23 protein-coding genes and 1 riboswitch are annotated in these 24,888 nt (G+C 40.8%); of the genes, 18 read left to right on the top strand and 5 right to left on the bottom strand.

Going from position 1 to position 24,888, the window contains the following annotated elements:
- Positions 1 to 70 precede the first annotated feature (70 nt).
- The 8 genes from AA0Y26_RS15835 to AA0Y26_RS15800 all read left to right on the top strand — a co-directional run bounded on the left by AA0Y26_RS15835 (position 71) and on the right by AA0Y26_RS15800 (position 7,936).
- Entirely contained in the window at positions 71 to 1,510 is a 1,440-nt protein-coding gene (locus AA0Y26_RS15835; protein WP_413363046.1) for a hypothetical protein, read from the top strand.
- A 210-nt stretch (positions 1,511 to 1,720) separates the two neighbouring features.
- Complete coding sequence (locus AA0Y26_RS15830; RefSeq protein ID WP_413363045.1) at positions 1,721 to 2,653, top strand: hypothetical protein; 933 nt, start codon at positions 1,721 to 1,723, stop codon at positions 2,651 to 2,653.
- A 72-nt stretch (positions 2,654 to 2,725) separates the two neighbouring features.
- A riboswitch (TPP riboswitch) is annotated at positions 2,726 to 2,835 on the top strand.
- An 88-nt stretch (positions 2,836 to 2,923) separates the two neighbouring features.
- Positions 2,924 to 3,487 carry an energy-coupled thiamine transporter ThiT gene (thiT, locus tag AA0Y26_RS15825; protein WP_413363044.1) on the top strand — a complete coding sequence of 188 codons (564 nt, stop codon included), beginning with the start codon at positions 2,924 to 2,926 and terminating at the stop codon, positions 3,485 to 3,487.
- A 13-nt stretch (positions 3,488 to 3,500) separates the two neighbouring features.
- A complete protein-coding gene (tenA, locus tag AA0Y26_RS15820; protein WP_413363043.1) occupies positions 3,501 to 4,193 on the top strand; it encodes a thiaminase II in 693 nt (230 codons plus the stop codon).
- Positions 4,171 to 4,935 carry a hydroxyethylthiazole kinase gene (gene thiM, locus AA0Y26_RS15815; RefSeq protein ID WP_413363042.1) on the top strand — a complete coding sequence of 255 codons (765 nt, stop codon included), beginning with the start codon at positions 4,171 to 4,173 and terminating at the stop codon, positions 4,933 to 4,935. Before tenA ends, thiM begins: the two co-directional genes overlap by 23 nt.
- Entirely contained in the window at positions 4,920 to 5,741 is an 822-nt protein-coding gene (gene thiD / locus AA0Y26_RS15810) for a bifunctional hydroxymethylpyrimidine kinase/phosphomethylpyrimidine kinase (RefSeq protein WP_413363041.1), read from the top strand. Before thiM ends, thiD begins: the two co-directional genes overlap by 16 nt.
- Positions 5,731 to 6,354, top strand: coding sequence for a thiamine phosphate synthase (gene thiE, locus AA0Y26_RS15805; protein ID WP_413363040.1), 624 nt, complete (start codon positions 5,731 to 5,733; stop codon positions 6,352 to 6,354). Before thiD ends, thiE begins: the two co-directional genes overlap by 11 nt.
- A gap of 115 nt (positions 6,355 to 6,469) precedes the next feature.
- The gene (locus tag AA0Y26_RS15800; RefSeq protein WP_413363039.1) at positions 6,470 to 7,936 is read left to right on the top strand and encodes an MFS transporter; all 1,467 of its coding nucleotides are present in this window, start codon (positions 6,470 to 6,472) and stop codon (positions 7,934 to 7,936) included.
- 236 nt (positions 7,937 to 8,172) lie between these two features.
- On the opposite strand, the gene AA0Y26_RS15795 is transcribed toward AA0Y26_RS15800, so the two are convergent.
- The gene (locus AA0Y26_RS15795; RefSeq protein ID WP_413363038.1) at positions 8,173 to 8,664 is read right to left on the bottom strand and encodes a nucleoside-diphosphate sugar epimerase; all 492 of its coding nucleotides are present in this window, start codon (positions 8,662 to 8,664) and stop codon (positions 8,173 to 8,175) included.
- A 210-nt stretch (positions 8,665 to 8,874) separates the two neighbouring features.
- On the opposite strand from AA0Y26_RS15795, the gene AA0Y26_RS15790 reads away from it, so the two are divergent.
- Both AA0Y26_RS15790 and AA0Y26_RS15785 read left to right on the top strand, forming a co-directional pair.
- The gene (locus AA0Y26_RS15790) at positions 8,875 to 9,876 is read left to right on the top strand and encodes a VanW family protein (protein WP_413363037.1); all 1,002 of its coding nucleotides are present in this window, start codon (positions 8,875 to 8,877) and stop codon (positions 9,874 to 9,876) included.
- Positions 9,877 to 10,049: 173 nt separating this feature from the next.
- Entirely contained in the window at positions 10,050 to 10,586 is a 537-nt protein-coding gene (locus tag AA0Y26_RS15785; protein ID WP_413363036.1) for a hydrolase, read from the top strand.
- Between the two features lie 411 nt (positions 10,587 to 10,997).
- Here AA0Y26_RS15785 and psiE read toward each other — a convergent pair whose 3' ends face one another.
- Positions 10,998 to 11,441, bottom strand: a complete 444-nt coding sequence (gene psiE / locus AA0Y26_RS15780) for a phosphate-starvation-inducible protein PsiE (protein WP_413363035.1) — start codon at positions 11,439 to 11,441, stop codon at positions 10,998 to 11,000.
- Between the two features lie 140 nt (positions 11,442 to 11,581).
- Between psiE and AA0Y26_RS15775 the strand changes: the two genes are divergently transcribed.
- Positions 11,582 to 13,021: a DEAD/DEAH box helicase gene (locus AA0Y26_RS15775; protein WP_413363034.1), complete on the top strand. Its 1,440-nt coding sequence runs from the start codon at positions 11,582 to 11,584 to the stop codon at positions 13,019 to 13,021.
- Between the two features lie 143 nt (positions 13,022 to 13,164).
- On the opposite strand, the gene AA0Y26_RS15770 is transcribed toward AA0Y26_RS15775, so the two are convergent.
- The 3 genes from AA0Y26_RS15770 to rnhC form a co-directional block, all read right to left on the bottom strand.
- Positions 13,165 to 14,346 (bottom strand): phenylacetate--CoA ligase family protein, encoded by a 1,182-nt coding sequence (locus AA0Y26_RS15770; protein WP_413363033.1) that lies wholly within the window; start codon positions 14,344 to 14,346, stop codon positions 13,165 to 13,167.
- 23 nt (positions 14,347 to 14,369) lie between these two features.
- A complete protein-coding gene (locus tag AA0Y26_RS15765) occupies positions 14,370 to 15,446 on the bottom strand; it encodes a methyl-accepting chemotaxis protein (protein WP_413363032.1) in 1,077 nt (358 codons plus the stop codon).
- 388 nt (positions 15,447 to 15,834) lie between these two features.
- Positions 15,835 to 16,770: a ribonuclease HIII gene (gene rnhC, locus AA0Y26_RS15760; protein ID WP_413363031.1), complete on the bottom strand. Its 936-nt coding sequence runs from the start codon at positions 16,768 to 16,770 to the stop codon at positions 15,835 to 15,837.
- Positions 16,771 to 17,075: 305 nt separating this feature from the next.
- On the opposite strand from rnhC, the gene AA0Y26_RS15755 reads away from it, so the two are divergent.
- The 7 genes from AA0Y26_RS15755 (at position 17,076) to AA0Y26_RS15725 (ending at position 24,874) form a co-directional block, all read left to right on the top strand.
- Positions 17,076 to 18,344: a helix-turn-helix domain-containing protein gene (locus tag AA0Y26_RS15755; protein WP_413363030.1), complete on the top strand. Its 1,269-nt coding sequence runs from the start codon at positions 17,076 to 17,078 to the stop codon at positions 18,342 to 18,344.
- Positions 18,345 to 18,515: 171 nt separating this feature from the next.
- Positions 18,516 to 18,665 (top strand): hypothetical protein, encoded by a 150-nt coding sequence (locus tag AA0Y26_RS15750; protein ID WP_413363029.1) that lies wholly within the window; start codon positions 18,516 to 18,518, stop codon positions 18,663 to 18,665.
- A complete protein-coding gene (locus AA0Y26_RS15745) occupies positions 18,658 to 19,152 on the top strand; it encodes a hypothetical protein (protein ID WP_413363028.1) in 495 nt (164 codons plus the stop codon). The genes AA0Y26_RS15750 and AA0Y26_RS15745 overlap by 8 nt, the downstream gene beginning before the upstream one ends.
- Positions 19,153 to 19,896: 744 nt before the next feature.
- Entirely contained in the window at positions 19,897 to 20,157 is a 261-nt protein-coding gene (gene zapA / locus AA0Y26_RS15740; protein WP_413363027.1) for a cell division protein ZapA, read from the top strand.
- A 5-nt stretch (positions 20,158 to 20,162) separates the two neighbouring features.
- On the top strand, positions 20,163 to 20,702 hold the full coding sequence (locus AA0Y26_RS15735; protein WP_413363026.1) for a CvpA family protein: 540 nt from the start codon (positions 20,163 to 20,165) through the stop codon (positions 20,700 to 20,702).
- Positions 20,703 to 20,771: 69 nt separating this feature from the next.
- Positions 20,772 to 22,481: a DNA polymerase/3'-5' exonuclease PolX gene (gene polX / locus AA0Y26_RS15730; RefSeq protein WP_413363025.1), complete on the top strand. Its 1,710-nt coding sequence runs from the start codon at positions 20,772 to 20,774 to the stop codon at positions 22,479 to 22,481.
- Between the two features lie 23 nt (positions 22,482 to 22,504).
- Positions 22,505 to 24,874 carry an endonuclease MutS2 gene (locus AA0Y26_RS15725; RefSeq protein ID WP_413363024.1) on the top strand — a complete coding sequence of 790 codons (2,370 nt, stop codon included), beginning with the start codon at positions 22,505 to 22,507 and terminating at the stop codon, positions 24,872 to 24,874.
- Positions 24,875 to 24,888: the final 14 nt, after the last annotated feature.

Raw genomic sequence — 24,888 nt, 5'->3', positions numbered from 1 at the left:
AGAAACGATTCTCGGACATGCCAGTTGTTTAGATTTTTTAGAAAAAGTGCAATAATGTTTATAGGAGGTGATGGATATCGTATTGCCTGAATTAGAAATTAATAATGCATATTTTACATTTATCTTTCCTTTCAACTTTCGGCAATTGAAACGGGACGAATTGATTGAAGAGCTTAAAAAGAATGATTTTGCACTATTTGATATAGAAAATGAACAGCTGCAGGATAAATATTATCCTGACGACGTCAAGATTTCTCATAAAGAGCTGGGTCAATTTTTCTATCCATTTATAGAAGATAAACTATTTCCGAAAAGTAAAAGTAAACATGGGTTCTTCCGGTATTCCAAAGAAATGAAGGTAAAGGGTGAATTACATACTCCAGTTGTAACGACTTCATTTGCCATCCACAGCCTGGATGTATGGTTATGTCCTGCAAATATCGGGATGATTGCGATACGGGTAGAGCTGAAAGGAAAACGGGAAGTTAGCGAGGCCATCAATTTTGCACACTTTTTCCGTGTCCTTGAACCTCAATTAGAGGAGGAGATGGGAGCAGCTATTACTGTCGATGGAGAAATGTATGATACCTCCTACTTGCTAATAAAGGAGCATTTGCTTCCTTTCTTTGAACGTTATTTAGTGGAATACAAGGAAGTTGTGCAGTATGGGGGGAGTGTACCCTTCATTGAGGATGAGCGAATGTATACGACAGGATTTCTTATAACAGATGACGGTGAGGTAGACCCCACGCTCCTGTACCGGCTTGGTCAAATGGACGGCTACGGATCAGATGGCAGACCCTTTATTTCTACTACGAATGAAGAATATGTCGGGCGCTATATCGATGATCATGTGCTTGATCGATGGGCACCGAATGCTTATACTATTACCTCTAACCAGGCGCATATGCAAATTACCAGTCAAGTGCATGCCAAACAATTAAACTCTCTCCAAGCTTTTTATAGCACACACTACTATACCGTTATTATTTATTATTTTTATAAAATTATTTTGTTAAAGCTATCCTTTGAACATAGCGAAATAGAATGGGAACAGGATAAGGTGATAGTAGATGAATTGATTGAGGAAATTATGAAATTTTCCTCCCAATATTACTTTGATGAAGTTGCCGTCCGTTCAGAGGGAAGAGAAATTTCAACGATGCTGCGAAAACAGTTTCGCATTACCGCCCAGTACCGGGAAATTAAGGAGACACTTAATGAATTGTACCGGATTTTAGAGGATCAGGCAGACGAACGCCTCAATGACCTGTTATTTATTCTAACAATCTTTACCGTGATTTCCGGTATTTACGGAATGAATCTTGTCATCGAAGAATGGAAGGGCAATATTGACTGGTCCCAGGTAGCTGATTATTCAATATTTGAATGGATATCGTTTGCTGTAGCCTTATTTGGTATTGGGCTATCTTTCTTCCTCGTTGGCAATTTAGCGTATCGTACAATCAGCAGAAAAATTAAAAAACGGATACGGCAAAAACAATTATAAAGAGATGCCCCTAATTTGGGGTGTCTTTTTTGTTTTGAAAATCAAAATAGAGGATGGTGCCGTCTAAACGGTAATGATAACATCCTAAATCCCTTATGGCAGTTATGCCAAAGGTCTTAGGTGCTCAATCTGGGTAAGGATGCTTTTGTTCTTTCTGGTAAGTATTGTATATAATAATAGGAAACAACATAAAGAGGGGTAGACAAAAAGATGGCCTTATGGCTGATAGGCGGTTGTTTAATTTTCTTGTTGGCTGCGGCATTCACGCTGATGATTGTGGCGCTCTTCTTCCTAGGTGAGGATTCTCTCCTTGCTGAAGAGGCGGTTTCTGAGACGATTTCACAAGAAAATGTTTGTTTTGAAGGAGAAATTTATAATGAAGAAGAGCAAATTTGTATACTTGAGGTAAAGTGCGATTCTTCAGAAGACTGCGCAGCCTGGGGGGACCAGTTAATTGTAGAGCTTGAAGGCGTATATGGGCCTCTGGACGATTATACCGTCATGGATGATGTGTTAATACCTGAAGAAATTATCTACATGTACGAAATTGATAATAATGTAGTGCGTGAAAATGTAGAGGAAGACTATTTATGGCAGTGGTACAGCTTTGATTGGATGACTCCCGATGAGATGACAACAATGATAGATGCGGTCGAGATTTTTGAAGGCAATGAGACGAATGCTTATGTCAAGGTAGCAGGGGGTACCAGTGCAACGCTCGGACTGAACGCAGAGCCTTTCATGCCGTCCGAAACTATTCAAAATAATCTGCACGAACTGGCACACCTGTTATCTCTAACGCCGGAAGAAGTAGATTATAGCCTACCTGAAAGATATTGCTGGACGAATTATACAGAAGAGGGCGGCTGCTTCTATGAAGATTCGTACCTCTATCAATTTTATGGACGATTTTGGCTCCTGGATTATGAGGAGACGAGCGAGTATTTTTTAAGTGAATATGCAACAACCCATGAGCAGGAGGATTTTGCCGAATCCTTTATGTATTTTGTCCTATATCCTAAACCGGAAGGAAGTACGGTAGCAGATCAAAAAATCCTATTCTTTTATGAATTTGAAGAGATGGTAATGCTGCGTGCAGAGCTATTAGCAAGGATTGCTACATGGCTTCCACGTACAGGATAAAATAACTAAATTTTTGAAATCACCTTGCGGGGATTTTTTGTTTCAGATATGATAAAGCCATTACAACTTAATAGTAACCACAGGAGGGGCCGAGCGAGTCGGCTGAGATTGTGCACGGATGCTGCACTGACTCTTAGAACCTGTAAGTTAGCACTTGCGTAGGGATGTGGATAGAAACCGACTTCAAAACGATGTCAGGCTCTGTCCTGATGTCGTTTTTTTTCGTTCTATTCCTTCTCTCGTTACTCTATGAGAGAAAGGAGAGGAAATATGGAGAAAAGAAAATTGAGGATGTGGATTGAAATAGCGCTGTTTGCCAGTATCGGTGTTATTTTCGATATGCTGACCATCAACTTTATGCCCCAAGGAGGCGGAATTTCCTTACAGATGATTCCGATTCTTCTGATTGCAATAAGATGGGGGCTGCTCGCAGGTGTTTCAACCGGCATGCTGATCGGATTTATTGACATTGCTACTGGAGTACCTGTCTATCACTGGGCCCAGGTGTTTTTGGATCATTGCCTCGCTACTGCAGCAGTTGGAATGGCTGCTCTTTTGAACAAGCCAATTCATGACGCTTTGCACAATGGCCGTAAACAGAAGCTGATACTATTTTTGACAGCAGCAATCTGTATGGCAGGATTTTTTAAATTCTGGGTTCACGTTATTTCAGGAGTGATATTTTTCTATATGTTTGCGGATGGTCAGAATGTGTGGCTCTATTCCATCATTTATAATGCTACACCAATGGTCCCAACAATTGGGGTGACGATTATTTGCACGATCCTGTTACTCACTTCGTCACCAAGACTTGTCATACCAAAATTAGCATAAAGGAGAGGTAACGATGTCATTTTGTCAAGCTGTTCGAAAAGAAACAAACCGTTATTTTGAAGAAAGCTTCAAGCACCCATTTGTGAAAGGATTGGTCAACGGTACATTGCCGATTGAAAAGTTCGCCTATTATATGCTGCAGGATGCCTACTATTTGAAACATTACTCTAAAGTTTTGGCATTGACTGCTGTGAAAGCAGAAAAGGAAGCAGATATGAAATTCTTTTTAGAAAAGGCGCAATTTGTTCAGCAATCGGAACTGCTGCTGCATACAACTGTTTTTCAGGAGCTGGGTATTACGGAAGAACAAATTGCCGGCTTCATGCCGGCACCTGCTGCCTATAACTATGTAAGCCACATGTATCAAGCAGTATACAATGGCGATGCTGCAGAAAGCTTTGCAGCAATGCTGCCGTGCCCTTGGCTGTATCAGGAGATAGGAGAGCATTACCGCGATGCAAAGCCCGGGGTAAAAGTGTATGAAGATTGGATCAATATGTACAGCGATATTGCATTTAAACAATCCATTGAGGAGCAGATTGAAATGATGGACCGCTATGCACATGAAAATCCTCATAAAAACGAGATATTAAAGCAGCATTTTATTCGAAGCTGTTATTATGAATGGCAATTTTGGGAGATGTCTTGGACGATACAGGACTGGGAAGGAGAGGTAAAGAAATATGAGCTTATCGAACATTTATAAAAAAAAGCCGCTTGTACATTGTATTACAAACACCGTAGCAGCTAATTTCACGGCAAATGGCCTGCTGGCAATTGGTGCATCACCAATTATGGCCGATGAGGCATTAGAAGCAGAAGAAATGGTACGTATTGCAGATGCCTTGCTTCTTAATATCGGTACTTTACACGAAACTACGGCTAGAACGATGCTTATTGCGGGAAAAGCAGCAAACGAAAAAGGCATTCCAGTTGTGCTGGATCCGGTGGCGGTCGGTGCCTCTCTTTACCGCCAACAAATCGCAAAAGAAATCCTCGGGCAGATTCGGATTGATTGTATTCGCTGTAATGTTGGGGAGCTTGCTGTCGTTGCCGGCGTTCCTTGGGAATCAAGAGGCGTCGATAGTGGGGAAGGGCAGATCGATATTATTGAGACAGCAAAGCTTGTTGCTAATACGTACAATACCCTTGTGTTTGTGACAGGAAGTACAGACATTGTAACAAATGGAAAGGAAACTTTTCAGATTCAGGGAGGAAATGAGCGGATTACCCATGTAACAGCTACTGGCTGTCTACTTAGCGCTATTTGTGCAGCAGGGCTAGCGTCCAATGATAGAAAAGTGGAGACATTACAGGACATTTCATCCAATTACAAGAAGGCAGCTGAATTAGCAGGTGAACAGCACTATATTGGCAGCTTTCAAATCAGTTTGTTAAATGCGCTCGAACGTCTCGCACAGGGGGAAAAAGAATGGACATTGTTATGACGGTAGCAGGCTCGGATTCGGGCGGAGGAGCAGGTATCCAGGCAGATTTAAAAACGTTTCAGGAGATTGGTGTATTCGGTACAACGGCCATTACGGCATTAACTGCACAGAATACATGGGGAGTTGAAGGGATTTTTCCGGTAGAGAAAGATTTTGTTGAACAGCAAATGCTAACTGTTTTTCAGGACATGCCGGTTCGAGCTCTTAAAACGGGTATGCTCTTTTCCTCTGAAATCATTGAGACCGTTGCACAAGTGCTAGCTGAAAAAAATATGTTCGTTGTTATTGATCCGGTCATGATTGCAAAGGGAGGAGCTGCATTACTTCAAAGAAGTGCTATTGATGCGATGAAAAAGCATCTCCTGCCTATGGCAACAGTGATTACACCGAATATACCGGAGGCTGCTGAATTAAGTGGTATAACGATTGTTTCAGAAGCAGACGTTGAAAAGGCAGCTCAAATCTTATTGCAATCTGGAGTGAAATGTGTGGTGATGAAGGGTGGACATTTGGAAGGAGATAAGGCGACCGATAGTGTCTACTTTGCAGATGGCACTTCATTCCTGATGGAGAGCAGAAGAATTCAAACAAACCAAACTCATGGAACAGGCTGTACATTTTCTGCGGCACTGACAGCATTTTTAGGTAAAGGATTTGAAATAAAAGAGGCCATTATTGAGGCGAAAAAATTTGTCCAGCTGGCCATCAGCCATCCGTTACATATAGGAGGCGGGCATGGACCGACAAACCATTTCGCTTATAAACAATATAAAGATGAGGTAGAGGTGATGGTAATTGAAGCGTGAGCAGCTGGCAGTTTATTTTATTATGGGAACACAGAATGTGAAGGATCGAAAGGCGCTTGAAGTACTGGAGGAAGCACTGAAGGCAGGGGTTACAATCTTTCAGTTTCGTGAAAAGGGCACAGGTGCATTAGAAGGAAATGAATATGAGCAATTTGCCCGTCAGTGCCAAACTTTGTGTAAAGCATATAATGTCCCGTTTATCGTGAACGATGACGTAGAGCTGGCAGTTGCATTGCAGGCAGATGGTGTGCATATTGGGCAAGATGATGAAAAGGCGCGAAAAGTGAGGGAGAAAATAGGAAACGGTATCCTCGGTATATCGGCCCATACACTTGAGGAGGTAAACGAAGCTGTTAAAAATGGGGCGGATTATGTAGGAGTCGGTCCTGTTTTTCCAACAAAGTCAAAGGCTGATGCAAAGTCACCGGTAGGGCTGGAATTCTTGGAGCAGGTCGTTAGTCATTTTCCTGATTTGCCTAAAGTTGCAATTGGAGGTATTACGGAAGAGCGAGCTCCCCAAGTACTAAAAACAGGGGTCGATGGGGTAGCTGCCATTTCAGTTATTTGTGAAAGTGAGCAAATCCAAACAACTGTAAAGCAACTAAAAAAGTGAATGCTGTAATAAAAGCGACAAATTTGTCGCTTTTTCTTTTGTGCTTTGTAGACTTTCGTGATTTATTTCCTATAAAATAGTAGACAGTGAAAAGAATTTTAAAGGGGGAGGGGCTATGTCGTTCCATCCGATTTCCATTTTGCGTGCAACGGGTATTGTAGACGGTGTATCACTGCTTGTACTGCTATGCATTGCGATGCCGCTTAAATATATGGCGGATTTACCGATGGCAGTGACAATTGTCGGTGCCTTGCATGGAGGAATTTTCATTGCCTATCTGCTTTCTATTTTATATGCCCAGCTGCGGGTACAGTGGAATGTAGGATTGTCTATTTTAGCAGTGCTCGTCGCCTTTATACCATTAGGCAACTTTGCATTCGATTACTTTTTGAAGAAGCGGAAGGCGTCTTTTGTCATTAAGCGATTCCGCAAATCGTGGATTGTGTACATGATTGTATTCTTTACATTTATTGATTTATTTACACAGCTGCCCATCATGAGTACGTTTGCCACATCGGTTGGCGCCAGTGCAATGGTTGCAGGGTTTGTTGTGGGGATCTATTCTTTAACGAATACATTCGGTAATGTGCTATCGGGTATTTTTACGGATCGTTACGGTGCATTTTATATTCTTGTGCTCGGTCTCATTGCTACGAGCTTGTCATTGATTCTCTATAATTTTGTGGACAACCCAACGACGCTCATCCTTGTACGCTTTATCCACGGATTTTTAGGTGGTTTGATTGTCCCGGCAGCATTTACACTGCTTGCCAATACGACGAGGGACGAAAAGCAGGGAAGTCAAAGTGCCGTCACTGGTGCATTTGTCGGAGTAGCAGCAATTGTCGGTCCGGCATACAGCGGGATTATGGCAAGCCGTGCTTCTGCGCCCTTTGTTTTTACGACAGTGGCAGCTGCTGGTGTAGTACTTGTTATTATTACTATCCTGTTTTTGAAAATGTCTGCTGCCCATCTGGAAAAAGAGGTGGAGGAGAGAGAAGCATTTCATTTCAATAAAGGTATTGTGCAGGCATATGCAGGTGCTTTTTTCCTTATGTTCTCACAAGGAGCGCTTGCGTATTTGCTGCCGTTGCATGTCGAGAGCTTAGGTCACAGTTCCCGCTTGAGTGGTACGCTCATGAGCATGTTCGGGATTGTTGCTGTACTTATTTTTATACTGCCGACAAATCGATTATTCGATAAAATCCTGCCTGCTTATAGTCTTGTTGCAGGACTGGCATGCATAGGATGCAGCCAATTGTTGATTGGACAGGTGGCAAATACCATAACACTTTATGGAGTCCTTGCGCTATACGGAGTCGGTTTCGCCTTCCTATTCCCAGCGATCAATACATTACTTGTCCGTTCAACAACTGCTGGTATTCGAGGGAAAGCCTACGGATATTTCTACGCATTTTTCTCTCTTGGGGTTGTAGCAGGCTCCTCCGGGTTAGGGATTTTGCCCCTTTCCTTAACCGGCAGCTTTACATTTACAGGTATTGTGCTACTTGTATTAGCGAGTATTATTTTGATCAGTGCCTTGCGTACAAAATTTAGTTCGAAGGCATTGAAATCGGCATAAAAAAGGACGGGGTTACTCCCCGTCCGTTCAGAGTGAAGACAAAGTCGGTTTTTGACTTTGTCTTTATATTTTTTTGATAGTTTTTTTAGCAAAATTTTACCCAGCCTGTCTTGAAAACGCTTGTCAGACAAGGCGCGCTGATGAGCGAAGACACGAATAGAACCTAAGTTCATGAGTGGACGAGCGAGGCAAGTAACGCTGGATGAAAGCGATTGTCAACAGGCTGAAGGACGGGGTTACTCCCTGTCCATTTTATTTTGTTGTTTCTGTGGCTTAATTATGCCAAAAATCGCACCAGTCACTGCGCTTAGAGTATGTATAAAAGCAAAGGTATAAAAATTGATAAATATTTTATTTGTGTACTCATTTAACATAGGAAAGCCGTAGATGATTGAGCCTTTTTCTTTTGTTGTACCGCCAAGAGATGAATACACATCCTTTTGATATTCAAGCGCATAGTAGAAAAGCGCCGCTGCAAGTGCAAAACCGCCGATCAACAAGCAATTCCGTAAAATTCTATCTCTCGTTTGACGGGAAAGTTCTGTAAAGTAACGGAAAGTAATAAATAAGCTTAATAAAATAAAGGGCAGAACAAGCGCGAGTCCTACAGCTCCTAAATTACCATTAGCCGTTCCGCTTTCATCTGCTGTAATAGTAAAAAAATGTTCGATTAATAACACACCAAAAAGCGATATTCCTATACTAATCAACCAACTGAGACGTAACATATGCAAATCCTCCTTACCTGTCCACTATACAATGGTTTGGCATGCCATTCAATCAATAATAAGGAAAAGCAAATCTTTAACGTTGTAAGAAGGGCCATTATCAATTTTAGTTGTAAACCGTTCTCTAAAAAGAAACACTTCCATGATTTTTTGAATACGATGTATTAATTGTCCATTTTAGAAAATCCTTAAAGATAGAGGTAAAACAACATGAAGAAATTGATAATTATAATGGTATTTTTAACTGTAGGACTTGCAGGTTGTCAAGGGAAATCGGATAAAGAAAGGCAGCTCGAGGAACAAATTAAAGAGCTCGAACAGCAATTAGAAGAATCACAGCAGCAAGTGTCGTATGAAGAGTCCCCCGCAGACACCAGCGAAGAAGAGCCGGTCCTCAAACTGATCGACCCGATTACATCAAAGGTAGTGCGAACATTTTCGCCGATTGAACTCGGATATGAAATGGATATTAACGCCTATATAAAAGAAATTGAAGAGTTGGCGAAGGAACTGGCAAGGGGAACCGACTCGGTGCATGGCTATGATAAGAAAATGGTACTTGATCGTATTGATGAAAATGGTCAGTTAATGAAGGGCAGTCCAATGGTGATTTTAAGGGAAGATGAACTCGTAGAAAAAATGATTGCGGCATCTGATACCGGCGGTGAAATTCTTTTACCGTTATATGAAACCGAAAGCGGCTATGAGGAGCAAGATATCGCTGTATTAGATGAAGTAAAGATTGCTTCTTTTACAACGTACTTCAATGCAAATGAAAAGGGAAGAAATAAAAATATTGAGCTGTCAGCTAAGTCATTAAATAATGTCATTGTAGGAAGCGGAGATCACTTTTCCTTTAATACCATGGTTGGACGACGGTCAGAGGAAAGAGGTTATCAGCCGGCAAAGGAAATCATTAATGGGGAATTAGTGATGGGAATAGGGGGAGGAATCTGTCAAACATCCTCTACTTTGTTTAACGCGGTAGATAAATTACCGATAACTATAGTGGAAAGGCATCACCATTCTTTGGATATAGGTTATGTGCCAAAAGGCAGAGATGCAACAGTTTCGTATGGATCACTTGATTTCCGATTCCAAAATACAAGCGGTGTTCCTTTTATACTCAAAACAGTTTATTTTGATGGTGTGCTGACGGTGGAAGCATGGACGTCAAAAGAATATGAAATACTACTGGAAGCACTTCAATAGTAAAAAGAGATTGCCTGAAAAGGGCAGTCTTTTTTTAAGAAGTGCGAAGGTATATATCTACCTATTAAAGATATTTCCACACCTGTAATCCAGGTTTGCCCTTCTAAGAGTAAATAGATGAAAGAAAATAGACTTCTATTTTATAATGAAGAAAGGACAAAGGGGGAATCGTCGTGTTGACAAAAGATGATACAGTTTTAGTATTAATTGATATTCAAGGAAAGCTGGCACAAATTGTAGATAGAAGTGAATCAGTTATCGGAAATATTGTCCGCGTAGTAAAAGGAGCTAAAGTGCTGGAGCTGCCAATTTTATGGATGGAGCAGTATCCAAAGGGTCTGGGACCGACTGTACAGGAGATTGCAGATGAAGTCGGTGGTACGCCGATTGAGAAGATCACATTCAGCGCCTATGATACAGAAGAGTTTGTCCAAAAACTAGAGGCAACTGGCCGCAAGAAAGTGCTATTGGCCGGAATTGAAACGCATATTTGTGTATACCAAACAGCTGCCCACCTGTTAGCGAAAGGCTACGAGGTGGAAGTATTGGCTGATTGTACATCTTCCCGTACAAATGCTAATCATGAAGTCGGAATGAAGAAGATGCTGCAACTCGGTGCACAAATTACAAGTGTTGAAATGGCATTATTTGAAATGCAGGTCGTAGCAAAAGGCGATGCTTTCAAGGAAATCAGCAAGATTGTAAAATAAACATAGAAGAAGAGGAGTCCCCAATGAATAGAGGACTTCTCTTTTTTTATTGATCTATTTTAGGATGAACGTGAATGATGAGAGCGCGCAATAGCAATCATAGGTTTTAGAAAAAGGCCACAAACTATGACGTCGATTCAGAAGTTACTTTATTGCTCAATATCTCAATCTTTGCACTTAATTTTTGTCATGTATGATATGAAATTGGGGAAGGATTGGATATATAAAATATAAACTACTTGTTCATTTCCGAGGTTATTTAAATGAACTATTAATAAATTTTGGATCTGACCCTAAATGAAAGAGAGGGAAGAATTTTCTGCGTAGGCAAAAGTAACGCAGAAGATAGAAGCAAATGGCACTTCATCTTAACTGAAATGCCATCAAACTGATGTCCAACCTCTCTTATTTTCACGAGAGCTTTTCTTTTTTTACTCCGGGCCGCTCCCGGGGAGTGATGTTAACAATATAGTAGCTGATGATTAAAACCAAAATAACAAGAGAGAAAATGAGCGTGTCCATTGCATGCTCGTGCTCTACAATAATTAGTCGAACCATAGCTGTAATTCCTATATACAAAAAATAACGAAGGGGGAAGTGATAGTCCTCTTTAAAATATTTCACAATCATTGTAATGAATTCAAAGTACAGAAAAAAAACGAGGATATTCGCTAAGAAGTATTTGTAATCGCGCTTTTCTGAGGAAAAGACCATTTGTATAAACTCTACAAGCTCAATGATCATCATAATGCTCAAAACAACACCGAGCACCGTTAAGCTTATATTCAGAATGATTTGCAGCATTTGGGGGATAATCGTTTTTATGCTATTGACTTTAGCGAATTTATTTTCCATACACATCCTCCATTCCTGTAAAAGATATGTTTATTATCGCATAAAGTATCGGAAAATTTAGATATTTAACAAAATCGTCATAATGAAACCGTTTGCTAGCTATCTTTCGTGTATAATAGCTCTGATATAGGAGGAGAACGATGCAAAATTTTACACAATTTCAATTAAGTGAGCCGATTGAACAGGCTCTTGCAAAATTGGGCTATACAAGTCCAACAGAGGTGCAGCAAAAGGTATTACCTGCTGCTCTTTCCAATCTTGATTTACTTGTTAAATCCCAGACGGGAAGCGGCAAGACGGCTGCCTTTGCTATCCCGATCTGTGAACAGGTAGAATGGCTTGAAAACAAACCGCAGGCATTGATTTTGACCCCTACGAGAGAACTGGCTGTCCAGGTGGCAGAGGAATTTACAAATATAGGGCGCTATAAACGTATTAAGGCTGTCCCCCTTTATGGGAAGCAGCCCTTCCACTATCAGCAAACAGAGTTGAAGCAAAAAACACATATTGCTGTAGGTACACCGGGCAGGGTACTGGACCATATCGAAAAAGGGACATTAAAGCTTGAGAAAATACGATATGTCGTCATTGATGAAGCAGATGAGATGCTGAATATGGGCTTTATTGAGCAGGTAGAGGCGATTCTTGGCTATATGCCAAAAAACAGAGTAACAATGCTTTTCTCAGCAACGTTGCCTGAAGCAGTAAAAGAACTGGCGTCACGGCATCTTATTGCACCAGCTGATATTGAAATACAGAAAGAGGTAGTAACGAAAACGATTGAGCATTATCTAGTAGAGGCAGCAGAAGAAGATAAGCTTCAGGTGCTTCAGGACATCACCATTGTGGAAAATCCGGATAGCTGTATTATTTTTTGCCGTACAAAGGATCGAGTTGATGAGGTACATGATGAATTATATGATCTGGACTATAGTGTCGATAAACTGCACGGAGGAATGGACCAATCAACGCGCCTCCTGGTCATGAACGATTTCAAAGAAGGAGCATTTCGTTATTTAGTCGCTACTGATGTGGCAGCCCGCGGCATTGATGTTGATCACATTACCCACGTTATTAATTATGATCTGCCTCTTGAAAAGGAAGCATATGTGCATCGGACAGGCCGAACAGGAAGGGCAGGATTGAGCGGTACAGCCATTACATTTGTTACGCCATATGAAGACGAGTTCCTAAAAGGAATAGAAGAATACATTGGATTTACTATTCCAAAGCGTGAACGTCCAGACGGGGAACAGGTAGTCAAAATGGAGATACTGTTTGAACAAAAGATGAATCGTACACCTAAGAAGAAGCGAGTGAAAAAAGAGCTTGTAAACGAAGGGATTATGAAGCTCTATTTTAATGGCGGGAAGAAGAAAAAGCTTCGAGCAGTTGACTTTGTCGGTACAATTGCTAAAATACCCGGGATAAGTGCCGAAGATATCGGAATCATCACGATACTTGATACTTCTACCTTTGTAGAAATTCTAAATGGCAAAGGCCCGCTTGTACTAAAAGCAATGAAGGATACTCCGGTTAAAGGGAAAAAGTTAAAAGTACATGAGGCGAAAAGTAAATAAAAAGGGGTTTAAAAATTTGAACTCTTTCTCTTTTGTAACGAGGGTAGTGGTTATTTGATGCCATTACCGAGAAGAAAATTACTAGTAGATGTTTAATAAGTAGGAGAAGGGCTGTCCGATCATTGGACAGCCCTCTTTGGCTATTAGATATGTGTGCTTTCCAGCTTTTCAATGTAATAAAATTTACCTGCTGGTTTATTCGGAATGAGCGAATCCGTCGGAACAAGTATTGTTTGTTCTACTGTTACTTCATTACCGAGAGCTGTGCTTAATTCCTGCTGAATCGCAGCAATGTTTACTTCTTCCTCGTATTGAGCAAGGAAGTAAAGTTCTGTATCTCTTTGCTGGAGCTTCCAAATGAATGGAACAGATGATAGAGAGTAGACGATTTCATGTATATCATATAAGCTTTTTTCTTGTCCATCGATGTTCAATAAATCATCTTTTCGGCCGTAGTGCATTAATACAGGGGATGAACAGCCGCAAGAACAGGAATCAGCTGGCTTTATTTCTATATAATCTTCGTTAAAATAACGTAATAACGGCATCCCTTCACGTGCTGTTGAAATAACACAGCTTCCGGCAACATTTTCTCCTGCTGGTTGTCCTTTCTCATCAACTACTTCTACAGTAATTTTTGGATGAGTTAGGTGGAAATGACCTTCTTCACATGAGACAAAAATACCGCCAGTTTCTGTACTACCATAAAATAAATAGACGGGTACTCCCCAGCATTTCTCCATATATCGTTTTCTTGCCGGTGTCACAAGTTCACCGGCTACGACAATGGCACGCAATCTTTCAGTAGGTAAGGGTTTGTTCAGTTTCTTCGCTACATAATACAAATTCATTAATTCTGTCGGCCCGACTGTGAGGACAGTCGGTTTTGTTTTTTCCATAATGTCTAGCACACGAGGGATTGGTGCAACCTCGTTCCATTGGTCTGCACTGATAAAGCCGGCGCGGACTTTTTGGGCAGCCCAGTAAACAAGAAATGCAGGCAGTGCAACGGCAAATGGGAAACGATTTAGTATAAGGTCGTTTTCTGTAAAGGCAAGTGCAGAAGTGTTTAATACGGCTGCCTCTACCTCGATATCGCTGTAGCTGAACCAACTAGATGAAGGTTTACCCGTTGTTCCACTCGTTTCATGATATGTCACTACATTTGAAAGGGATGTACCGAGTAATTCATAAGGGTCTGCCTCGCGAAGCTGTTGTTTTGTCGTAAATGGAATCTCATTCCAGTCAGTCTGCACACCGCTTGAGAAGAGATGTTTATAAAAAGAAGACTTCTTCGCTGCTTCTACATAAATATTGTTTTCCATTTGCTGGCCCTTCTTTCCGTAAATTAGTTGTTATATTGCTGTGCTGCTAATTTCAACTCTGTTAAGTAATTTTCCAGCTGGACGTTCAGATTTTGAATCATTTCTACTCCCGAAATCTGTACTTGTTTTGTGAAATCGGCATTCTGTGTGATTTCCTCTGAACCTGCTGATAGTTCCTGTACTGCTGCAGAGACTTCTGTAATCTGTTGTGAGACTTCATTGATCTTCTGCTGAATCAGATCGAATATTTCGTTCACCTGCCCAGCTACAGCCATACCTGTAGTGACCTGTGATTTACCTTCTTCCATATAGTTGACTGATTTATCAACATTCTGTTGAATGGAAGATACGATTTCGGCAATCTGATTAGATGAAGTTTTTACCTCTTCAGATAGCTTACGAACTTCATCTGCTACGATAGCAAAACCTTTGCCGTGCTCTCCTGCACGCGCCGCTTCAATAGCTGCATTTAAAGCGAGTAAATTCGTTTGGTTAGAAATATCCGTAATAGACTGAACGATTTTTCCGATATCAGTGGAATAGACGGCTAATTCATTTAACACGATGTTAAGGTGATCGACAGAAGTGTTGATTGCACCCATTTGTTTTTCAATGATAGCTACTGATTTTGCTCCTTCAACCGCCGTATCATTAGCTTCTTGAGAAGTAAAGGACACAGTTTGTGCATTTGTCGCTATATGTATGATCGCACCAGAAATATTTTCCATAGCTGTCGTACTTTTTGCTACATTATCAGATTGCAGTAAAGCGCCCCCTTCTACTTCCTTGGCCAGGCTATTGATTTGCTCTAGTGTTTGAATGTACCCCTCTAAATTAGCAGGAGCGGCTTCATCAGCAGATACCGAAACAGCTATTTCAGGACTAGTCGGAACTTCAGTTACTTTTATACTTTCATTAATCTCTAAAGGCACATTTGGTTGGCGGATAGAGAAGTAAGTATAAGCGGATGTAATTAAAAGAAGAATGTTCAATGAAAGAGTCAGCCATTTACTTAGTTCCAATGTAATGGAAAAGCATGAGATAATAATAACGATGAAGCTGATAAGTAAAGTGACTTTTGTACTTTTTGGGATTTTCATAATAGATATTTTTCCTTTCTTGTTTTTATTGAATATTACAACTTATTTCATAATACAATAACTTGGATGAAATTGGATAGATAATTGGGCGAAATAGTATAAATGGTATAAAGTATCTATTTTTAGAAACATTAAAAAGAGGGATGAGGATAAAAAAGCTACCGGATCGCCGGTAGCTTAAGGGGTATCGATTCAAAAGTTAAAAGTACGTGTATAAAGAAGCAGTTGAAAGGGGGATTTTATCTAGGGCTTAATACTCTGTACTGCAAGTATAGGAAACTGTGCTGCGCTTTCTTTTTCAGTTTAGTTAGCCCTCGAAAAAAAGATTGTTATACAGGTCAATAGTTGCGGTTTTCTCCTGAAAAATGAATAGGCTGTTATTTATTAATTAGTCTTTCTTTTTTTTATGCAGAAGAGTTTTTGCTTTTTCCGTATTAGCAAAGTGCCATTTTGTTATAGATTTCAATACTGCTTCACCGTGTTTGGCTAAAATGCGAGCCGCCATTTCATCTACCTTTCCACTGGCTCCTTTTTGCAATGGGAAGCCGATTGTACCAGCTAATCGATCCATCTCCTTTAAAAAAGCATATCTAGCAAGTATGGAAGCCGTGGCAACTGCTACATGAAGATTTTCAGCTTTTGTAGAAAACAGGACATTTTCACGTACAATTTCTTTTTCGTTTTTTATGTGATTGTAGTAGATACCACGTTCTGCAAACTGGTCGATTAAAATATAATCAGGGCGCTCAGGCGAAAGTTTGTGAAGCACATGCTTCAGTGCCTGATTATGCATCATTGCTTTGATCTTTCCTTGTGAATAGCCTTTCGCCTGTAGTGTATTGTATTTATCATTCCGAAGCGTTAAAATGCTATGCATACAGACCTTCATCAAATCGGGTGCAATTTTCCTCATATAATCATCGGTCAGCTGTTTCGAATCCTTAACGCCGAGCTCTCTCACTAATTCTACCTTATCCGCTGGGACATATACCGCCGCCACTGTAACTGGTCCAAAATAGTCTCCGGTCCCTGTTTCATCCGAACCAATCACCGAGAGGTTAGCGAAGTTTTCAGGAAGTGCGTCACCCTTTGCGGCGCTGACAGACTTTGCAGCGGAGTTTCCTGTTCCGAAGCGTGCTGATTCACGAGCAGCCCCGGCTCCCTGAAACATTACTTTTCCTGATTTGTAAACTGTGATTGCTGTATCTGCTAATTTCGCGGCAAATATTACGCCGGGAGCATTCCGTTCTACGCGGTCAGAAGCATAATAGCTCTGCACTTTTGCCATTTCCTCTGCTGAAAGCTGTAATACAATGTTCGTCATTCGATTTCATCCTTATTTTTTCAATTTATTTAAGTGTACAGGTGGGACAGGGGTACTGTCTAATGCAAAAGGTTGTGAGCTATTTAAACTAGGAGCGACAAGAATTTTTCACAAACAATCCAGACATTGGCTATAATGTTAGATTACTTAAGAAAAAATTACTCTACTTAACGGAAAATCAGTTACAATGAGAGATGGAGAAAGGCAGGAAATACCATAGTCCTCTCGATTATCCAACTTCGAGACAGCAACCAACTAATTCATAAAATTGTGAGGACATCACATAGTAAGGAGTGAATGTTTAGATGCAGGTAGGCGACAAGCTACGACAATTAAGAATTTATAAAGGGTTGTCCCAAGCCGAACTGGCAGAAGGCATTTGTTCGACAGCATACTTAAGCAAGGTGGAGAACTGCAAAACTTCACCATCATCTAAATTTATTGAGAAGATTACTAAAAAACTTGAAGTGGAACCATCCGTTTTCAGTACGGATAAATCCATTTATTATACGAAGCTAATCCGCCAGCTTGAAGAGAAGGTAAAGCGGCAGGAGGAATTGAATGAAAAAAATGTTTCTACATTATATTTAGCTTTATATGAAACGTTATCAATGGATTTGCATGTAAAGGTATTTAATTTGTTGATGAAACATTACATAAAGAATAACTATTATACAGAAGCACAAAAGTTGTATGAACTGTGTGAAAAAATGATTCCTATGGAAACTGAATTATCATTAGAAGATACCCATGATGTCTTTTTGTTTTACAATTTATTAGGGAATTACTTTTATACGCAACAACAGTTTCACTCGGCAGATTACTATTATACAAAAGCTAAAGATTATGGAAGTAAAAGTCAATTAGAACTTGCTAAAACCTTTTATAACTTAAGTTTGACAAAACAACGTATTTTTGATGATATGCATATTAGCCTTATTTATGCGAAACAGGCATATGATCTATTTGAGCAAGAAGGAGCTCACACTGAGATAATCAATGTCTTAATTTCAATGATTGTTCAGTATATCTATAATCAAAATTTTGAAGCAGCTAGCCATGCATTACAAGCAGCTTATGATAAACTTGAGCAAAATCCGGAGGAAAAAAATAACACAACCATATTTATGTTGGAATACTATAACGGTAGATTACATGAGGTTATGGGGGATGAAGAAGCAGCTCTCAAAAAGTATATGGAATTAATGGAGGCAAAAGAGGAACACTCTTCACTAGTATATGTTTATCAAAGTATGGTAAATATATACTTTAATCAAAAGCAATGGATGAAGGTACAGATGTACTGCGATAAAGCAATGTTATTAGCAGAAAAATATCAACTTAATTATATTTATATTCAATTAATAGAAGTGCGAGCAAAACTCTTTCTTATTAGACAGGATGAAGTAGGATACATGAAGGAGATGAAAAAAGCGTTAATTTTGGCAAGAGAAGCATCATTGGGAAAATTAATAAAAGAAATTGCTCAGACACTGGGAGATTACTATATGAGTCAGCGCTTTTATAAGAAGGCAAGTGAATATTATAAAGAAGCTTTACAAGCTCCTAAATAATAAAAGTGGAAGAGTCCTAATGAATATTTAGACTATATACTACTTTTTGTGGTTAATTTTTAGTAGATAAAACAGCAATAAATAGAGTGAAATTTTACGTGATTTTACAACTAGTTATTAACTAAATATGTCCTATATACTTTAGATAACCAAAAAAAGGAGGTTATTTCTATGAAGAAAAAGCTATTATTCGTAACGGCAGCTATTTTATTCATCTGGGGTGGCACGTTAGCTGTAACAAGTACAACTGAACAAGCACATGATGCTTTGCAGCCTGGTCCAATGCTGACAAAATCTGTGGGAAAGATTTTCGTTGATTAAAGAAACCCTAACAAAAGTATATGGGGGTCCGACTTATTTAACGATACCGTGCTCGATTCGATCGGCAGCTTCCATCATACCGTATCAGCAGCCAATTCTACATAAAAACGTACTTGCGCAAATGCTGCAGCAAAGCCTTCATGATGTAAATAAAGAAGGATCCGGAGTCGATATGGTCCCAATTATTTTATGTCCGAAAGCTTTCTTGATTGACGGACTTGATGCAAAGGGATGCTATGTATATGACTTTATACAGCATCAGATGGTTTACGGCGCTCTCCACGTAGAGTATGAGTTCGAGAAACCCTATACAATTGTGGTTGGCTATATGGCAACGCAGCGCCAACCGAAGTTTGATGATCGATTTACGCACTTTTCTTCGCTGCTTGAAGATATACAGATCGACAGCATCAATCAAGAATTAACAATGCAGCTTTATGATGAGCCGCAGCAAGTTCACTTAACACACCTTATCTCTAGAAGGTAGCGGTTAATACCACTGCTTTACGTTGAATGGAATACAACGACACTTAACTAATAATTCGCTTAAACAATAATTCACTTAAACAATAATTCACTCAAGGCACTTCCTTCCAGGGAAGTGTTTTTTATATGTAGATAAGAAGCTCAGGAATGGTGATGAAACATTTTAAAACGGTGTGATGTACCTTACACTAAGAGCAGGTTTTTACTGATGATTTGTTATTGAGGCTTCATAAAAAATAAGTACTGAGGATGAGGAAGCTGTGACATGTATATTACAGGACAGACTGAGCAGAGGTTACGTGATCAAGACACAACGGAAAAAACAGGCTCCCGGTAGTCATTCGTACCGAGAAAGAAGGAGCGGTAGTAGTAATCCGGATATTGAAGGATTTTTCGTATAAGAAGACGAAGATTATACTATACGCAGACAGGGGCAATAATGGCGTCTCCGGCTTTATGATCGCAGCACCGTACGACCCGTCTAATTTGTAATCGGCTTTCAAAAAATTTGAGGTTTATCTTCATGATTCCCTGGCTGGGAAAACGCTAAAGGGCTATAGATTGCAGAAGCTAACAGTTGAAACAGGGAATAAGTTGCTATGTCTAAATGGTAAATGGTATGATATATATTATGATTTTATACATAATCGAGGCAGATATCTGCCCTTTAAGCAAGAAGCCGAAACAGAGTTAGCGGGCTTAGGTGCTTAGGTTGTTATTGCTTATGCTGGTGGGGGGGTTCACTTTGGCTGAACAAGAAAAAAACCGGATTTCAGTAGAAATATACGGGCAGACGTATAAGGTTGTCGGTCCTGAGTCTACGGGCCATATGAGATTAGTCGCTTCAATCGTAGATGATAAAATGCGTGAAATTAGCGTCCATAATCCAACATTGGATAATGCAAAGCTCGCTGTATTAACAGCTGTGAATACCGTTCATGAATACCTAAAGCTGAAAGAGCAAGTAGAGGCGCTTGAGGAGCAACTGAAAAAGTTAAAGGATTGAAGTAAATGCTGGATTTATTAATATTGCTTATTTTTATTGCGGGAATTATTGTGGGAGCGAGACGCGGGCTTGTAGTACAGGCAATTCATATGTTTGGATTTCTACTAGCCGTCGTTGTTGCACTCATTTATTATAAGCCGCTTGCGCAGAAGTTTTTACTGTGGATTCCCTATCCGGGGTTTGCAGAAAGTGCAACTTCTACATTGGAGCTTGTCGGCATCGATGCAGACCGCACGTTTTATCGGGTCATTGCGTTTGCACTGATTTTCTTTGCAGTCAAGATTCTTTTACAGATTCTTGGATCAATGCTTGATTTCTTGAAATACTTGCCGGTACTCGGCAGCATTAATCGCCTGCTTGGAGCAGTGCTTGGTTTTGTAGAGGTATATTTCCTATTATTTATCCTCTTATATGTATTGGCACTTCTGCCGCTAGAAGGTATACAGGCCCGGCTCGATGGGTCGATTATCACCGGACTGATGCTGGAGCATACGCCGTTCATTTCGTCTATGTTCCAGAAATGGTGGTATATTTACTCAAAATAATGACAAAACGTAAATACTTCTCTCGGTTAGGGAGAAGTATTTTTGCGATTATCAGAGGAGGCAACTTCATTGAATAAAAAAATCATTATCCGTACATTGGAGAAAATTGCATTATACATGGAATTACAGGGAGAGAATCCGTTCAAGGTTTCAGCATTCCGCAAAGCAGCAGCGGCACTGGAAACGGATGAGCGCAGCCTTAGTCAGATAGATGATATTACAGCGATTAAAGGAATTGGTAAAGGAACGGCTGCTGTTATTCATGAATTGATGGAAACAGGCAAGTCCAGTGTTCTTGAAGAGCTGGAGGCTGCCGTGCCGAAAGGGCTGGTACCACTTATGAAGCTGCCTGGACTTGGCGGAAAGAAATTGGCGAAGCTGTATCAAGAGCTGAATATTGTGGATGCAGCCTCGCTAAAGGCAGCATGTGAGGCTGGTCAAGTGAGGGCATTAGCTGGGTTTGGTGCAAAAACAGAGGAAAAGATCTTGAAGGAGCTTGAAAATTTCGGGGCACGTGTTGAACGTCTGCCGGTATGGGAACTAGAGCTTATTGTCTTTGAGATTAATGAACTGCTGGCAAGTTTGCCTGAAGTACAGAAGTTTTCTGTTGCAGGGAGTTTCCGTCGTGTGACAGAGACAAGTAAGGATATCGACTTTATTATTGCTACGGAAAATTATGAGACAGTTCGGGAAGCCATCTTATCCCGCCTGCCGGTGCAGGAGACGATTGCAGCCGGTGATACAAAGGTATCCGTCATATTGGATTTAGAAAATCCCGTAAGTGTGGATTTCCGTTTAGTAAAGCTGGATGAATTTGCGACAGCTCTGCATCACTTTACAGGTTCGAAAGATCATAATGTACGGATGCGCCAGCTGGCAAAGTCACAAGGAAAGAAAATTAGTGAGTACGGAGTCGAACAACCAGATGGATCACTCGTGACATTTGAAACGGAAGAAGCATTTTTTGCCCATTTCGACTTGCCATTCATTCCGCCGACTGTTCGAGAAAACGGACGTGAACTCGAACGGCTTGATGAGCTTGGAACACTTCCACAGCTTGAAGACATCGTTAGTGATCTTCATATGCATACGACATGGTCTGATGGAGCACATTCTGTAGCAGAGATGGGAGAAGCGTTAATTGCACGCGGCTACACATACGGGGTCATTACCGACCACTCGCAGTATTTAAAAGTAGCCAATGGATTGACGCCGGAACGATTGGACAAGCAAAAATTGGAGATTTTTGCATTCAATGAAGCCCATCCGGATTTCCGCCTGTACCGCGGAACAGAGATGGACATTTTACCGGATGGAAGTCTTGATTTCGAGGATGACGTAATGCGAGAACTCGACTTTGTTATTGCTTCTATCCATTCTAGCTTCTCGCAGCCTCAAGAGAAAATTATGGAACGGCTCCATACAGCAATGAGAAATCCGTATGTACATATGATTGCCCATCCAACTGGGCGTATCATTGGGCAGCGTACTGGATATGACCCGGATGTCCCGCAGTTAATTGATTGGGCTGCAGAGTATGGTAAAATTTTAGAATTAAATGCCAATCCTTATCGTCTCGATTTAGCTGCAGAATATTTGCAAATAGCAATGGAGAAAAACGTACCAATTGCGATTAATACAGATGCCCATGCGATTGATCAATTACGTTTCATGGATATTGGTGTAAAATATGCACAAAAGGCTTGGGTGAAAAAAGAGTTGATTGTTAACACATGGAATTTGAATCAATTTGAGGAGTTCATCCGTAAACATAAATAATTTGATTTTTGGAGGTGTCTTTCATGATTGCGGAGCGCGCATTGAAAACACTAGAATTTGATAAAGTACGTCAACAGGTTGCAAGCTTCTGCACCTCTTCCATTGGAAAAAGTGCCGTTGATGAGCTTGTGCCCGAAACAGATTTTGATACGGTAGTAGCCTTGCTAGAAGAGATGGATGAGGGGCTGTCTATCCTGCGAGTTAAAGGAAATGTTCCAATGGGTGGCATCTTTGATGTTAGACCGCATGCAAAGCGTGCCCAGATAGGCGGGATGCTGAGCCCGATGGAATTGATGGAAATCGCCAGCACGATTCGCGCAAGCCGCATCTTACGTAATTTCCTGGAAGACATTGAGTCGGAGGAAGCTGTTCAAATTCCTCACTTTTTAGAGCGTAAAGAGCAAATGCCGATCTTGACAGCGCTTCAGCATGAAATTAATGACTGCATCGATGAGAATGGCGGCGTGCTTGATTCTGCAAGTCCGGCGCTGCGCTCTATCCGCCAGTCCCTGCGTGCTGAGGAAGCAAAGGTTCGTCAAAAACTGGAGAGTCTGATTCGAGGAGCAAATGCGGCGAAAATGCTGTCGGATGCGATTATTACGATTCGTAACGATCGTTTTGTAATTCCCGTAAAGCAGGAATACCGTGGTCACTACGGAGGGATTGTGCATGATCAATCATCCTCTGGACAGACACTTTTTATCGAGCCGGATGCAGTCGTACAAGCAAACAATGAAGTACAGCGTCTAAAAGTAAAGGAGCAGGCGGAAATCGAGCGTATTTTGCTTGAGCTTTCAGCGAAAGTGCAGGAAGTAGCACATGATTTGTTTGTGCTTGTCGGTCTGCTTGGAGAAATAGATGTCGTGTTAGCAAAAGGCAAATATGGGCAGGCAAATAAATGCACGATGCCGAAAATGAATAATGAAGGCTATACAAAATTAGTTCGCGCAAGACATCCGCTGCTTCCGATTGAGGAAGCGGTTCCAAATACAATTGAATTCGGTCGTGAAATTACAGCAATTGTCATTACGGGTCCAAATACAGGTGGTAAAACAGTTACATTAAAAACAGTAGGGTTATGCACGATAATGGCTCAGTCTGGGCTGCCGGTACCGGCTTTGGATGGTTCGGAGCTTGCTGTGTTTGAGCAGATTTTTGCTGATATTGGTGATGAACAATCGATTGAACAAAGCTTATCGACGTTTTCTTCTCATATGGTAAACATCGTAGATATTTTATCGAAATTTGATGACCGCTCACTTGTGCTATTTGATGAACTTGGAGCGGGTACAGATCCGCAGGAAGGTGCAGCTCTTGCTATTTCCATCTTGGATGAGGTTGTTGGATACGGAGCGCGCGTTATGGCAACAACCCACTATCCGGAATTAAAGGCTTATGGCTACAACCGTCCTAGCGTTGTGAATGCTTCTGTAGAATTTGATGTAGAGACACTGAGTCCTACATATCGTCTATTGATTGGTGTTCCTGGACGTTCCAATGCCTTTGAGATTTCCAAGCGGCTGGGTCTTGGCGAGCATATTATCAGCCAGGCAAAAACCTTCACAGGAACAGATCGTCATGAAGTGGAATCGATGATTGCATCGCTGGAAGAAAGCCGTCTGCGTTCAGAAAAGGAAGCAGATGAAGCACATGAATTGCTAGAAGAAGCAGAACAATTAAAAGCTCAATTAGAAGAACGAATCCGTGTATATGATGAAAAGAAAGATAATCTTGAGAAGAAAGCCAAAGATAAAGCGCGTCGTATAGTGGATGATGCAAAGGCGGAAGCAGAAAAGATTATCTCTGAGCTGCGGGAAATGCAAAAAAACGCAAGCCGTGTTGTCAAAGAGCACGAACTGATTGATGCTAAAAAACGTTTGGAAGAAGCAGCACCGAAGGAAGAAAACAAAGTACTGAAAAAAGCGGTTGCAGAACGCGAGCGTGCGCAGAACCTCAAAGTTGGTGATGAGGTGAAGGTGCTTAGCTATGGACAAAAAGGTACGATTTTAGAAAAAGCGGGAGAGCAGGACTGGGTAGTACAAATCGGTATCTTGAAAATGAAGCTGAATGAATCTGACCTGCAGTACATTAAGCCTGAAAAGGAACAGCCGACACGCACGATGGCGAACGTCAAAAACCGCAGCGGCCATGTGAAGCTTGAATTGGATCTTCGAGGGGAACGTTACGAAGAAGCTCTTTTACGTACAGAGAAATATTTAGATGATGCACTATTAGCAAATTATCCGCGTGTATCAATTATTCACGGTAAAGGAACAGGGGCTCTGCGTCAAGGAATTCAACAATACTTGAAGACACATAAACGTGTGAAATCATTCCGCTATGGTGAGGCAGGAGAAGGCGGCTTCGGGGTAACCGTAGTCGAATTAAAATAAAAGGGGAGAAGAGA

The sequence above is a fragment of the Lysinibacillus canaveralius genome (assembly GCF_047301505.1).
GTDB lineage: Bacteria > Bacillota > Bacilli > Bacillales_A > Planococcaceae > Lysinibacillus_B.
Note: the sequence above shows the minus strand (reverse complement) of the source record. Positions and strands in the feature narration are given on the sequence as shown.